The following is a 12,596-nucleotide window of genomic DNA, read 5'->3' as shown; positions in this document are numbered from 1 at the left end:
GCCGGGCGGGTTTCGCCCGGCCGTTCGCGTGTCGCTAGCGTCGGGGCATGGCGCAGCGAGTCGAGTTCGTGGTGATCGGCGGCGGTGCGATGGGCTCGGCCGCGGCGTGGCAGCTCGCGCGGCGCGGGCGCGAGGTCGTGCTGCTCGAGCGGTTCGCGGCCGGCCACGTGAACGGCGCGTCGCACGGCCCGAGCCGCAACTTCAACGTCACCTACGACCGCGAGCCCTATCTCGGCCTGCTCGTCGAGGCCCAGCGCCTATGGCGCGAGCTGGAGGGGGAGACGGATGCCCGGCTGCTCGACCTCGTCGGCATGGTCACCCACGGCGGAACGGGGGAGTACCCCGAACTCGAGGCAGGGCGCGCCGTCGGCATCCCCGGCGAGATCCTGAGCGCGGCAGAGGCGAGCGAGCGCTTCCCCGGCATCCGATTCGAGACCCCGGTGCTGTGGAACCCGCAGGGCGGCCGGCTGAACGCCGACGCGTCGGTCGCTGCGCTGCAGTCGGCGGCAGCAGTGCACGGCGCGGTGGTGCGACACGAGTCGCCCGTCATCGCGATCGAGCCGCACGGCGACGGCGTGACCATTGTGACCGAGAGCGAATCGTTCGCGGCATCCGTCGCCGTCGTCGCCGCCGGTGCCTGGTCGGCCAAGCTGCTCGACGGCCTCGTTCCGCTGCCTCGGCTCAGGGTGACGCAGGAACAGCCCGCGCATTTCGCGCTGCGCGTGCCTGATGCGGATGCCGAGTCGAGATGGCCCGGCTTCAACCATCGGCCGCGGCCGTCGGGCGACGAGTGGTGGCCCACCCCGATCTACGGCATGTATACGCCGTGCTTCGGGGTGAAGGCGGGCTGGCACGGCTCCGGGCCGGTCACGGATCCCGATGCGCGCAGCTTCCTGCCCGAGCCGGCGCAGCTCGCTCTGCTGCAGCGCTACGTCGCCGAATGGCTGCCGGGTGCCGACCCCGAGCGACTCGAGCCGATCAGCTGCACCTACACGACGACCCCCGACCACGACTTCGTGCTCGACCGCGTCGGCCCGCTCGTCGTCGGCGCCGGCTTCAGCGGGCACGGCTTCAAGTTCACACCGGCGATCGGCCGGGTGCTCGCAGACCTCGCGATCAGCGGGGCGGATGCCGGACCGCAGGCGCTTCGCCTCGCCCGGTTCCGCTGACTCACGCCCCCGACGTCTGGCGGGTGCGCTCACGGTGTGCGCGCACGCGGAGGCGGTTGCCGCAGGACTGGTCGGTGCACCAGCGGCGCCGGCCGGTCGGATCGAGGAAAACGCCCGCGCAGGTGTCGTCGCCACAGGCGTGCAGCTGGGCGACGTGCGGCCCGGTGAGGTCCTCCACCGCGGTGCGGGTCAGCCGTGCCAGCGCCTCCTGCGCGGAATCCGGTCGCCGGATGCGCAGGCCCGCGTCGCCGCGTTCGATTTCCAGCCCGCGATCGGCTGAGAGCGCTTCCGCGACGGCGTGGGCGTCGGCGGGCGAGGCCGCCTCGCCGTGCAGTGCCTGCACGGTCACCCGGTGCAGCGCCTCGCGCGTGACGGCGAAGAGCTCGACATCTGTGGCGGTCGGGTACCTGGCCGGCTCGAGACCGTTCTGCCGAAGCCACTCGTGCAGTGCATCAGGAGTGTCGATGCGGTCCCGGTAGCGCGAAGCGTCTCGGTAGCGGCCCTCTCGGGTCGACAGGAGGTCGAGCCATGCGGCGCCGTTGCCGCTGCGGAACGTCGTCATGCGGTCAGTGTAACGGTTTGACGCGTTACCGGGCTCGTGCCAGTGTGTAACAGGTGAAGTCATTACGGATCGACGTGGTCGGAGTCGCCTTCATCCTGCTCTGGAGCAGCGGGTACGTCGTCGGCGCGCTCGCCACCGATGTCATGCCGCCTCTGACGGTCATGCTGTGGCGCTTCGTCTTCGCGGTGGTCGCGCTCGGTGCGATCGCGGCGCTCCGCCGGGAGCCGTGGCCGCGAGGGCGTGAGCTGTGGGGTCTCGCGGGCATCGGCGTGCTGATGTTCGCCCTTCAGTTCGGCGGGCTCTACACGGCGCTGTCCGAAGGGATGCCCGCCGGAACCGTCGCGATGATCGCGTGCTCGTCGCCGCTGCTCGTGGCCGCAGCCGGTGCGGCTCTCGGGTGGGAGAGGCTCTCGCCTCGGCGCTGGGTCGGCATCGGCCTGGGCGTCATCGGCGTCATCGTCACGCTCTCCGACCGCGTCGGCAGGCCGCCGAGCCTCGCGGCGCTGCTGTGGACCCTGCTCGGACTCGCCGGGCTGGCCTCGGGAACGCTGCTGCACGGCCGACTGCGGGCGCAGAGTGGCCCGACCGCTCAGGGCACCGTCGAGACCGCGGCCGGCCTGGTCGTCATGGCGGTGTGGGCGCCGCTCGCGGGCAGCCTCGCGATCCCGCGGAGCGCCCAGGCGATCGAGAGCTTTGCCTGGCTCGCCGTCGCGGGCAGCATCGTCGCTCCGCTGATGCTGTTCTCCCTCATCCGCCGCCGCGGGGCCACGCGCGCCAGCACGCTGCTGTTCGCGGTCCCGGGAGTCACCGTGCTGGCATCCTGGCCGATCCTCGGCACCCCGATCGGCCCGCTGACGGTCGTCGGGCTCGTGATCGTTGCCGTTGGCCTATGGCTCGCGCGTCAGCGCGAAGCTCGGCCTCTCGACTTTGCCCGAAAGTTAACCGTCGTGCAGCAGGCAAAGTGAAGGCCCGGTCAGAATTGCTTCTGACCGGGCCATTTGGTTGCGGGGACAGGATTTGAACCTGCGACCTCTGGGTTATGAGCCCAGCGAGCTACCGAGCTGCTCCACCCCGCGTCACAAGAGACCACATTACCAGCTTGTGAACCACGCGCGAAATCGGGAGCCGACTTCCGTAGGCTCTGGGGCATGGCAGCGACGCCCGGAGCATCGGCCACTTTCGAGATCGGCGGCATCGAGGTGCTGGCCGGCCACAACGTCGACGGCGTGCCGTTCCCGGCGCTCGCCCGGCAGATCCGCGAGGCATACGCGGCGGGCGAGGCCGTCGAGCTGACCTGGAGTTCGATGAATCCGATCACGAACGGCGGCGCCGGTCACAACACGGCGCCGATGTCGGTGGCATCCGTCTTGCCAGGCGGCGAGAGCCACGAGAAATACGTGCGCTGGCTCGATCACGTCGCCATGTTCATCGAGCAGCTGACGGATGCCGAGGGCCGGCCCATCCCGCTCGAGTTCCGCCTCTTCCACGAGCACGAGGACGACCGCTTCTGGTGGAGCACCGGCGGCGAGCATCCGTGCGCGACGCCCGAGGAATTCGACGCCATCACGCACTTCACGGTCGAGTACCTCTCCGAACTCGCCGGCCTGCACAACGTGGTCTGTAAGGTCGAGTCGTGAGCGAGCTCTCGGTTGCCGTCGCGCAGTTCGCGCCTGGACCTGATACGGATGCCAATCTCGAGGCGATCCGCGAGCTGACGGATGCCGCAGTCAGCCGGGGCGCCCAACTCGTCGTCTTCCCCGAGTACTCCTCCTTCTTCGTGAATCCCATCGGCGCCGCCTTCCTCGACGCCGCCGAGCCGCTCGACGGGCCGTTCGTCGCGGCGCTCGCCGAGCTGGCCGACGAGCGCAGCGTGACCGTCGTCGCCGGTATGGCCGAGACCTCAGGCGATGCAGGACGGTTCACCAACACGGTCGTCGCCGTGACGCGCGGCGCGGGGCTGGTCGCGAGCTACAGGAAGCAGCACCTGTACGACGCGTTCGGCGCGCGGGAATCCGAGTGGGTCGCACCCGGCGAGCTCGCCGAGCCGCAGGTGTTCACCGCGGGCGGGGTGATCATCGGACTGCAGACCTGCTACGACCTGCGCTTCCCCGAGGTCACGCGCCGCATCGTCGACGCGGGCGCCGAGCTCGTGCTCGTGCCGAGCGAGTGGGTGCACGGCAACCTCAAGCTGCACCACTGGCGCACGCTCATCACGGCGCGCGCCATCGAGAACACCGTCTATGTCGCGGCATCCGATCACATCCCGCCCATCGGTGTGGGCGCGTCGCTCATCGTGGACCCGATGGGCGTCGTTCTGGCCGAGCTCGAGGATGAGACGGATGCCGCGCTCGCCGTCGTCTCGTCCGAGCGCGTGCGCGAGGTGCGCGGCGTGAACCCGGCGCTGAAGCTGCGCCGCTACGCAGTCATCCCGGCGAGCTGAGCGGCGGCGCGCTCGAGCACGTCCTCTTTCTTGCAGAACGCGAAGCGCACGAGCGAGCGCGCCTGCCCCCGGTTGGCATCTGAATAGAACGCCGAGAGGGGAATCGCCACGACGCCCGCCCGGTGCGGCAGCTCGCGGCAGAATTCGACCGCGTCGGGGAAGCCGAGCGGTGCGGCATCCGCCACCACGAAATAGGAGCCACGTGAGGGGAACACGTCGAATCCCGCGGTGCGCAACCCTGCGCTGAGCAGATCGCGCTTGGCCTTGAGGGTCGCGGCGGCGGTCTCGAAGAAGCTGTCGGGCAGGCCGAGTCCGACGGCGATCGCCGGCTGGAACGGCGCCCCGTTGACGTAGGTGAGGAACTGCTTGACAGCCAGGATCGCCGTGATCAGCTCGGGTTTCGCCATGACCCAGCCGATCTTCCACCCCGTCGTGGCGAAGGTCTTGCCGCCGCTCGAGATGGAGATGGTGCGATCGGATGCCCCGGGCAGGCTCGCGATCGGAGTGTGCGGCGTCTCGAACCTGAGGTGCTCGTAGACCTCGTCGGTGACGATGTAGGCGCCGTGGCGCTCGGCGAGCTCGACGATGCGGGTGAGCGTCGCGATGTCGAAGGTCGCGCCGGTCGGGTTGTGCGGGTTGTTGACGAGGATGATCTTCGTCTTGTCGGTGATGGCTCGGCTCAGCTCGTCGAGGTCGGGGGCAAACTCGGGGGCGCGGAGCTGCACCGTGACGTGGCGGCCGCCCGCGAGGTTGATGAGGGCGCCGTAGGCGTCGTAGAAGGGCTCGAAGGTGACCACCTCGTCGCCCGGTTCGACGAGCGCGAGCAGCGTCGCGGCGAGGGCCTCGGTGGCGCCCGCGGTCACCAGGATCTCGCGGTCAGGGTCGTACTCGAGACCGTAGAAGCGTCGCTGATGGTCGGCGATCGCGTGACGCAGCTGGGGGATGCCGATGCCGGGCGGGTACTGATTGACGCCGTTCGTGATCGCGTCGACCGCTGCGTCGAGGACTTCCCTGGGGCCGTCCTCGTCGGGGAAGCCCTGACCGAGGTTGATGGCGCCGGTGCGCGCGGCGATGGCGCTCATCTCGGCGAAGATCGTCGAGGCGATGCTTCCGTCGGGAGCGAGCAGGCCGGCGCCGGCGGCGGCGCGCCGCCAGGGTCCAGGAATCTCCATGAGGTCAACGCTAGGGCCCGGTCAGTCACGCGACGCACGATATGTCACACCCGATCGCTGCATCCGTGTGACACATCGTGCGTTTGGTGACGAACGCATGCGCCTGTGGATAGTTCCGTCTCGAGCTCTTGAGATGTCCTACCTTGGGGGCCATGCGGATTCCTGGTCGCACGTTTCTCGCGGCGTGCACTCTCGCGCTCGCCGCCTCGCTGCTGGCCGCCTGCACGCCGTCGCACCCCGTGACCGACCCGACCAAGACTTCCAAGCCGACTCCGACGCCGGTCTTCACCTCAGACGCCGACGCCCTCGCCGCGGCGACGGACAGATTCAAGAAGTACGAGTCCGCTTCAGATCGTGTCGGTCAGAACGGATGGCGCGATACAACGCCAGTGCGCCCGTTTGTCTCTGACACCGGCTATCAGCACGAAGTGAATTCGGCGACGAAATATCGCGCACAGAAGGCGCACGCCATCGGCAATACGGTGATCAACAACACGGAACTTGAATCGCATCGCGAGGAGAACGGCGTCGCCACAGTACGCATGTATGTGTGCGAGGACTTATCTGCTGTTGACGTCATTGATGGGTCCGGGAAGTCCCTAATCGATCCGAGTCGAGCAGACTTTGTTGCATTTGTAACCGAGCTCCGCGGCAAGTCATCGACGTCGCTTGTCATTCAATCGCTCGACTACTGGTCGGGTGGGGGCATATGCAAGCAATAACGGCCGCCGTTCTTGCAATCGTGATGACGATGACGCCATCAGCAACACTCGCGAGCGAAACGGACGTGGGTGGAACGTGGGTAGATGACGGCGTCAAGGTGGGAGGCTCGACCCGTGGCGACGAGGGGTTGCACCCTAAAGGCAGGCACTCAGGAACCGGGGTCACGGCTACGACCCCAACGCCCGACCCGTGGGAGCCGGGGACGGGGCCGCAAGCTCTGTCGTGCGACTCGCCGGACAACTGCCCCGGGTCTGATCCACCGGGGACGCCTCCCGCTCCACCGCCGCCGGCGCAGCCGGGCACGCCGGGGATCAGCGATGTCGCGAGATTCCTGGTGGGAAACCCGACGGTCACGTCGGAGCCGGCGGGGTGGACGATCGCCGGCGCGCAGACGAACTTCATCGCGAGCGCAGGAGAGCGCGAACAGGCGGGGGAGCTGCTGGGGCAGCCGGTGACGGTGCACTTCACACCGGTGGCGTACGACTGGCGGTATGGGGACGGCATGGGACAGACGGTCACGTCTCCGGGGCGCAGCTGGGCGGCATCCGGTCTCCCGAACTTCGCGAAGACGCCGACGAGCCATGCCTACGAGAACCGTGGGACGTACACGGTGACCGTCACCGTCGAGTTCGCGGCGAGGTATCAGTTCGCCGGGCAGGGCTGGATGGACATCGCCGGTACGCTGGGCCTGACCTCCGACCCGATCACCGTCACGGTGAAGGGCGTGAAGACCGTGCTGGTCGGGAAGACGTGCGAGGAAAACCCCTCAGGACCAGGTTGTTAATGCGCAGCAACGAGTTGCCGTAACGTTGGGCGACATTCGAGACCGCTCCAAGAGTCGTCATAAGGTCCGCACAGCTTCGCGTCGGATGCTTGTAGTGCTTGGAAAAGGAGCGAACCCATGAGCGACAACGCGAACGAGCCTGTGAACCCTGAACAGCCCGAGAGCGCGCAGCAGCCCGAGACCCCGACCACCCCTCAGCAGTCGGAGTGGCAGGCACCCGCGCAGGCGACGCCGCCGCAGGCATCCGCCCCTGAGCAGCCCGCTGCACCCGCGGCCCCCGCGCAGCCTGCTGCTCCGCAGCAGGCGTCGGCGCAGGCACCGCGCTGGGGAGAGTACGCGTCGCAGCAGCCGGGCCAGCCCGCGCAGCCGGCCCAGGCGCAGCCGACGCAGCAGTACCCGAACGGATACGGGCAGAGCTCGAACGGCTACCAGCACACGCAGCCGACGCAGCCGCTCGGCGGCCACCCCCAGCAGCCCGCGCAGCAGCCGCAGCAGCACCCGTACTACGCGCAGTTCACCTCGCCGCAGCCGATGAACCTGCCGCCTCAGCAGCAGCCCGGCCAGCCCAAGGCGGAGAAGCCGAAGACCACCCTCACGGGCAAGTCGATCGCGATCATCGCGGCGGCGCTTGTTGTCGGCGGCCTGCTCGGCGGCGGCATCGGCGGCGGCATCGCGGCCGCGACCAGCCACGGCGGCAGCACACCGGTCAGCATCAGCGGCGGCGGCAGCGGCGCCTCGAACATCACGGTGAACGACCCGAAGAACGCGACGCAGGTCACCGCGGTCGCGGCGAAGGCGTCGAACAGCGTCGTCACGATCAACGTGACCGGTCAGCAGGAATCCGGCACCGGGTCGGGCGTGATCCTGACCGACGACGGCTACATTCTGACCAACACCCACGTGGTGACGCTCGACGGCGACGAGTCGGGTGGCCAGATCCAGGTGCAGACCAACGACGGCTCGCTATACACGGCCAAGGTCATCGGCACTGACCCGACCGACGACCTGGCGGTCATCAAGCTGAACAACGCCAAGGGCCTCACCCCGATCAGCTGGGGCGACTCGAGCAAGCTCAACGTCGGCGACCAGGTCATCGCGATCGGCGCCCCGCTCGGCCTGCAGGGCACCGTCACCGACGGCATCGTCAGTGCGCTGAACCGCAGCGTCACGCTCCAGTCGAGCGCCCCGAAGCAGTCGAGCGGCGGCAACGACAGCCAGGACCCCTTCGGCGGCTTCGGCGGCAGCAACCCCTTCGACCAGGGCCAGCAGTCGTCTGACACCGACAGCATCTTCGTTCCGGCGATCCAGACGGATGCCGCGATCAACCCCGGCAACTCGGGCGGCGCCCTGCTCAACGACAACGGCGAGCTCATCGGCATCAACGTCGCCATCGCGAGCACTGGCTCGAGCGACAGCTCGACCCAGTCCGGCAACATCGGCGTCGGCTTCGCCATCCCGGCGAGCGTCGCGCACCGCATCGCCGACGAGCTGAAGGACACGGGCAAGGCCACCCACGGCCTGCTCGGCGCGACCGTGAGCAACGCGGCGGCGCAGACGGATGCCTCGACCGTCGGCGCCCGCATCGAGTCGGTCAACGCCGGCAGCGCGGCTGCGAACGGGGGCCTCAAGGCCGGCGACGTCGTCACCAACGTGGACGGTGTGCCGGTCACGAGCTCCGACGATCTGACGGCTCAGATCCGCTCCGCGGCGGCCGGCGCGAAGGTCAAGCTGACCTACGTGCGCGACGGGAAGACCTATCAGGCCGACGTCACGCTGGGCAGCTACTCGCCCCAGTCGTAACCCTCACGCGGGGTCCGCGCGGGCCCGGCGCGCGGCGGAACTCCAGCGTGGCGATTGCTACGCTGGAGTTCCGCCGAACGTCTGGAATCCATGCCGCACGACTTCCACGAACTGGGTGAGCAGCCCGGCGTCTCGTACGTGATGCCCGTCCTCAACGAAGAGGATCACGTGGCGGCCGCGGTGGCCAGCCTGCTCGCACAGGACTACGACGGCCCCTCCGAGGTGGTCCTCGCGCTCGGGCCCAGCACCGACGGCACGGATGCCGCAGTCGCCGCCCTGCTCGCGGCCGAGCCGCGCATCACGGTGGTCCGCAACCCCGACGGGTCGACGCCCGCGGGCCTGAATCGGGCGATCGAGGCATCCTCGTACCCCGTCGTGGTGCGCGTCGACGCGCACTCGATCCTGCCGGCCGACTACACGCGCATCGCGGTCGAGGTCATGCAGCGCACGGGTGCCGACAACGTCGGCGGCGTCATGGACGCGCAGGGCGTGACCCCGTTCGAGCAGGCGGTGGCGGTCGCCTACGGCAGCCGCATCGGCCTCGGCGGCACCCGCCACCACACGAGCGGCAAGGAGGGCCCGGCCGAGACGGTGTACCTCGGGGTCTTCCGTCGGCAGAGCCTCATCGATGCCGGCCTCTTCGACGAGGGCTTCAAGCGCGGGCAGGACTGGGAACTCAACCGCCGCATCCGCTCGCGCGGCGGCATCGTCTGGTTCACCCCGGCGCTCAAGGTCGGGTACCGCCCGCGAGCCAGCGTGCTCGCGCTGGCCCGGCAGTTCTTCTCGACCGGCGTGTGGCGCGGTGAGCTCGCGCGCCGCTTCCCGGCGAACAACGGGCTGCGCTACTGGGCGCCGCCGATCGCCGTCGTCCTCATCGTGCTGGGTCTCGTCGTCGGCAGCTTCGGCGACGAGTCGCCGTGGCTGTTCCTCGCCTACGTGATCCCGGCGGGCTATCTGCTGGTCGTGCTCGCGTCGAGTGTGATCGCCCGCGCGCATGGCCTCAGGGCGATGGCCTGGTTCGTCGTCGTGCTGCCGGTGATCCACTTCACCTGGGGCTTCGGCTTCATCCTCGGGTTCCTCAAGCTCACGCGGAACCTCGCGGAGTTCACAGGTCGCTGACCCGGGCTTAGAGCAGCCCCTCGCGGAAGATCCGCTCGACGACCCGCTCGCCGGCGTGCCCGTCGTCCTGCGGATTGAAGCGCGCGCGCCATTCGGCGTAGCGCGTCGCGTGAGTGGCGGCGGCGGGTGAGGCATCCGTCACCGCGTCCGCCAGCTCGGTCAGGCTCGTCGTCACCGGGCCGGGCGCGACGGGGAACAGGTCGAAGGTGAAGCCGCGCGTCTGGTCGCGGTAGTGCTCGAAGTCGGGCATGTAGAAGAAGATCGGCTTGCCGGTGACGCTGAAGTCGAACATGACCGACGAGTAGTCGGTGATGAGGATGTCGGCGGCGAGATACAGTTCGCTGATCTCGGGGTAGCCCGTGACGTCGATGACGCCGGGGGCGGTGACGGATGCCCCGGGGCGGAGGGTGCGCGAATGGCCGCGGATCAGCGTGACGAAGCCCGGCCCGAGCCGCCGTGCGAAGGCGGCGACGTCGAGATGGTCGACCGCGCCCGGCCGATCGTCGCGCCACGTGGGCGCGTAGAGCACGACGGTCGCGTTCGCGGCGATACCGAGGCGGGCACGGATGCCGGGGCCGGCCTCACCTCGCGCCACGATGTCGTTGCGGGGGTACCCCTCTTCCCAGATCGGGCCGCGGAAGGCATACGCCGACCGGAATGTGTCGGCGCTGAAGGGGTTCTGCGCGAGCAGGATGTCCCACCGAGAGCTCTCGGCCCGAGCTGCCAGCCGGGCGCGCGGCCGCAGGCCTGACTTGTCGAGCGCGAGCTTCTTGAGCGGCGTGCCGTGCCAGGTCTGCAGCACGGTCTGCCCCGGTCGCTTGCGCCAGCGCTTCCGCAGCCAGTCGTTGACGACCAGCAGACGGGACGCCGCTCGGGCGTGCCACCACTCCGCGCTGCCGTCGATCACGCGCACGGCGCCCTCCGGAACCTGCACAGACGCGTCGGCCACCGACCAGTAGCGCGTGACCTCGGGATGAGCGGCCGCGAGGGCCCGGTCGATGCCGAGCGGGTTGCACGACACGTTGTTGCCGAAGTAGCTCTCGAAGAACACCGCCTGCTCCAGCGGCGCCGGGCTCGACCGATAGGCGGAGAAGAGGCGGCGCTGGTTCGCCGCACCGACCTCGTCGTCGGCGAGTGGTGCCGAGAGCTCGACGGCGATCGCGCCGCGCGCCGCTGACACCGCTGCCCGGAACGAGTTCCCATAGCGACGTGAAGGGGGCAGCGCAGCGCCCGTGTCGAGCTCGAGCGGGTGGCCGGGCGAGCTCATGACGGTGAGGGCATATTCACCAGAGCGCGGCGGCGTCGGCGCTGCGCCCCACACCTCGATCGCGAGCGGGACGCGCGCGGACCAGCGGCCGTCGGCGAGCTCGACCGTACCGGGCAGCACGGCGCGCGCGCCGCGCAGCAGCACGGTCTTGGGCTCGACGGCCCCGAGGGGACCCTCGGCCACCAGGGCGAACCCGGTGCCCGCGGGCACGACGCGCACGGCGTCGACGCGCAGCGGAACAGAGGCCGCGCGTGCCGGCGGCAACGGCGGCATCGCGTCGGCCTCGCCGGCGAGCCGCCGCTCGATCAGGGAGAACAGCCGCTCGGTCGACCGGCCGTCATGGAACGCGTGGTAGCGCTCAGCGAGCCATGCGGCGTGCTCGGCGTAAGGAGCGCGGGCAGAGGCATCCGTCAGCACTCCGCCCAGCAGCGGCAGCAGCGACGCCCAACTCGCGACGTCGAGGCCGCCGGAGAAGTCGGCGTAGGGCTCGTAGGCGCCGCGCCGCCCGACGTACTCGGGCACGTCGGGGGCGAGGAAGAGGGTGACGCCGCCGGTGAGCGCGAAGTCGAACGCGATCGACGAGTAGTCGGTGATGAGCGTGTCGACGGCGGGCAGCACCGGCGTGATGTCGGGCTGCAGCTCGGCGCCGAGCAGCGCGACGCGGTTGCTCGCCTCGACTCCGGCGGCGAAGTCGCCGCGACCGAGCGGGTGTGAGCGGATCAACAGCAGCGCGCCCGCCTCCGTGAGCAGTGCGTCGAGCTCGGCCCACTCTTCAGCAGTCGGCACGGCGGGATGAGCCCGTCCGTCGCGCCAGGTCGGGGCGTACATGACGAGGCGGCTGTCGAGAGCGCGCGGGTCGCCGAGGGCCGCGGCGATGCGGGAGCGGGCAGCGCGCTCCCGTGCCTCCGCCGTATCGGCGAGGAGCACGTCGTCGCGCGGATCGCCGGTGACGACCGCCTGTCGCTCGGTCAGCGCGAACGCCGAGCGGATCCGGGCGGCGGCGAGCGGCGACGCGGTCGAGAACAGCGAGATGCCGCGGCCCGAGCGCGCGAACGCGCGTCGCACCGCGCGCCTCACGAACGGCAGCCGGCCCACGATCGGCACGCGCATCGCCTCGGGCGAGTCGATGCGCAGCCGCTTGAACGGGATGCCGTGCCACACGTTCACGACGAACGCGCGGTGCGTCGCGAAGCGGTTCACATCGCCGAAGCCATGCGTGACGACGAGCACCTGGGCGCGCAGCGTCAGCCGGAAGCCGCGCCATGAGTAACGCGGCGCGGTGGGGATGCCGAGCGCTGCGGCATCCGTCACGTCCCGCTCGTTGCGCGCCAGCCACACGACGCGCGCGCCCGCATCGCGAGCGCGCACGTGCTCCAGCAGCGCGAGGGCGCCCTCGCCGACGCCGACGCCGGAGCCGAAGACCCACAGCCCGGGCGTGCGGGGGACGACGGATGCCGCGAGGCGGCCGAAGGCGTAAAGGGGAAGAGCCGCGATCTTGCGCACATTGCCCGCTGCGAAGGTGAAGCGACCCATGCCAGAAACGGTATCAGCGGGCGCTGA

At 69.9% G+C, this 12,596-nt stretch carries 11 protein-coding genes and 1 tRNA gene; 8 read left to right on the top strand and 4 right to left on the bottom strand.

The genetic code is table 11. The annotated features are described in order from the left end of the window. The first annotated feature begins 47 nt into the window (after nucleotides 1-47). The gene (locus ABD708_RS15700) at nucleotides 48-1,169 is read left to right on the top strand and encodes an FAD-dependent oxidoreductase (protein WP_344756139.1); all 1,122 of its coding nucleotides are present in this window, start codon (nucleotides 48-50) and stop codon (nucleotides 1,167-1,169) included. A 1-nt stretch (nucleotide 1,170) separates the two neighbouring features. Here the strand turns inward: ABD708_RS15700 and ABD708_RS15695 are convergent, their stop codons facing one another. After that, nucleotides 1,171-1,731: a CGNR zinc finger domain-containing protein gene (locus tag ABD708_RS15695; protein ID WP_344756137.1), complete on the bottom strand. Its 561-nt coding sequence runs from the start codon at nucleotides 1,729-1,731 to the stop codon at nucleotides 1,171-1,173. Between the two features lie 53 nt (nucleotides 1,732-1,784). Here ABD708_RS15695 and ABD708_RS15690 point away from each other — a divergent pair, with 53 nt between their 5' ends. Beyond that, on the top strand, nucleotides 1,785-2,696 hold the full coding sequence (locus ABD708_RS15690; protein ID WP_344756135.1) for a DMT family transporter: 912 nt from the start codon (nucleotides 1,785-1,787) through the stop codon (nucleotides 2,694-2,696). A gap of 34 nt (nucleotides 2,697-2,730) precedes the next feature. On the opposite strand, the gene ABD708_RS15685 is transcribed toward ABD708_RS15690, so the two are convergent. Next, a tRNA-Met gene (locus ABD708_RS15685) sits at nucleotides 2,731-2,807 on the bottom strand. A gap of 72 nt (nucleotides 2,808-2,879) precedes the next feature. Between ABD708_RS15685 and ABD708_RS15680 the strand changes: the two genes are divergently transcribed. Together ABD708_RS15680 and ABD708_RS15675 are read left to right on the top strand one after the other, a co-directional pair. Next, nucleotides 2,880-3,368 (top strand): glycosyl hydrolase, encoded by a 489-nt coding sequence (locus tag ABD708_RS15680; protein WP_344756133.1) that lies wholly within the window; start codon nucleotides 2,880-2,882, stop codon nucleotides 3,366-3,368. After that, on the top strand, nucleotides 3,365-4,171 hold the full coding sequence (locus tag ABD708_RS15675) for a carbon-nitrogen hydrolase family protein (RefSeq protein ID WP_344756131.1): 807 nt from the start codon (nucleotides 3,365-3,367) through the stop codon (nucleotides 4,169-4,171). The genes ABD708_RS15680 and ABD708_RS15675 overlap by 4 nt, the downstream gene beginning before the upstream one ends. Here the strand turns inward: ABD708_RS15675 and ABD708_RS15670 are convergent. Then, entirely contained in the window at nucleotides 4,147-5,343 is a 1,197-nt protein-coding gene (locus ABD708_RS15670) for a pyridoxal phosphate-dependent aminotransferase (RefSeq protein ID WP_344756129.1), read from the bottom strand. The genes ABD708_RS15675 and ABD708_RS15670 overlap by 25 nt on opposite strands. A 152-nt stretch (nucleotides 5,344-5,495) precedes the next feature. On the opposite strand from ABD708_RS15670, the gene ABD708_RS15665 reads away from it, so the two are divergent. From ABD708_RS15665 to ABD708_RS15650, 4 genes are all read left to right on the top strand, one after another. Beyond that, entirely contained in the window at nucleotides 5,496-6,065 is a 570-nt protein-coding gene (locus ABD708_RS15665; RefSeq protein ID WP_344756127.1) for a hypothetical protein, read from the top strand. Between the two features lie 335 nt (nucleotides 6,066-6,400). Further along, the gene (locus tag ABD708_RS15660) at nucleotides 6,401-6,850 is read left to right on the top strand and encodes a PKD domain-containing protein (RefSeq protein WP_344756125.1); all 450 of its coding nucleotides are present in this window, start codon (nucleotides 6,401-6,403) and stop codon (nucleotides 6,848-6,850) included. A 117-nt stretch (nucleotides 6,851-6,967) separates the two neighbouring features. Beyond that, on the top strand, nucleotides 6,968-8,650 hold the full coding sequence (locus ABD708_RS15655; RefSeq protein WP_344756123.1) for a S1C family serine protease: 1,683 nt from the start codon (nucleotides 6,968-6,970) through the stop codon (nucleotides 8,648-8,650). A gap of 90 nt (nucleotides 8,651-8,740) precedes the next feature. Next, on the top strand, nucleotides 8,741-9,769 hold the full coding sequence (locus tag ABD708_RS15650; protein WP_344756121.1) for a glycosyltransferase family 2 protein: 1,029 nt from the start codon (nucleotides 8,741-8,743) through the stop codon (nucleotides 9,767-9,769). A gap of 7 nt (nucleotides 9,770-9,776) precedes the next feature. Here the strand turns inward: ABD708_RS15650 and ABD708_RS15645 are convergent, their stop codons facing one another. Next, complete coding sequence (locus ABD708_RS15645; RefSeq protein ID WP_344756119.1) at nucleotides 9,777-12,569, bottom strand: CDP-glycerol glycerophosphotransferase family protein; 2,793 nt, start codon at nucleotides 12,567-12,569, stop codon at nucleotides 9,777-9,779. Between the last annotated feature and the right edge of the window lie 27 nt (nucleotides 12,570-12,596).

This window comes from Gryllotalpicola koreensis (assembly GCF_039538185.1).
Classification (GTDB): Bacteria; Actinomycetota; Actinomycetes; order Actinomycetales; family Microbacteriaceae; genus Gryllotalpicola; species Gryllotalpicola koreensis.
Note: the sequence above shows the minus strand (reverse complement) of the source record. Positions and strands in the feature narration are given on the sequence as shown.

Bases quoted from the DNA above. Each gene is read 5' to 3' on its own strand.
- ABD708_RS15700 (WP_344756139.1), top strand. From the start codon at position 48: ATGGCGCAGCGAGTCGAGTTCGTGGTGATCGGCGGCGGTGCGATGGGC.
- ABD708_RS15695 (WP_344756137.1), bottom strand. From the start codon at position 1,731: ATGACGACGTTCCGCAGCGGCAACGGCGCCGCATGGCTCGACCTCCTG.
- ABD708_RS15680 (WP_344756133.1), top strand. From the start codon at position 2,880: ATGGCAGCGACGCCCGGAGCATCGGCCACTTTCGAGATCGGCGGCATC.
- ABD708_RS15670 (WP_344756129.1), bottom strand. From the start codon at position 5,343: ATGGAGATTCCTGGACCCTGGCGGCGCGCCGCCGCCGGCGCCGGCCTG.
- ABD708_RS15665 (WP_344756127.1), top strand. From the start codon at position 5,496: ATGCGGATTCCTGGTCGCACGTTTCTCGCGGCGTGCACTCTCGCGCTC.
- ABD708_RS15655 (WP_344756123.1), top strand. From the start codon at position 6,968: ATGAGCGACAACGCGAACGAGCCTGTGAACCCTGAACAGCCCGAGAGC.
- ABD708_RS15650 (WP_344756121.1), top strand. From the start codon at position 8,741: ATGCCGCACGACTTCCACGAACTGGGTGAGCAGCCCGGCGTCTCGTAC.
- ABD708_RS15645 (WP_344756119.1), bottom strand. From the start codon at position 12,569: ATGGGTCGCTTCACCTTCGCAGCGGGCAATGTGCGCAAGATCGCGGCT.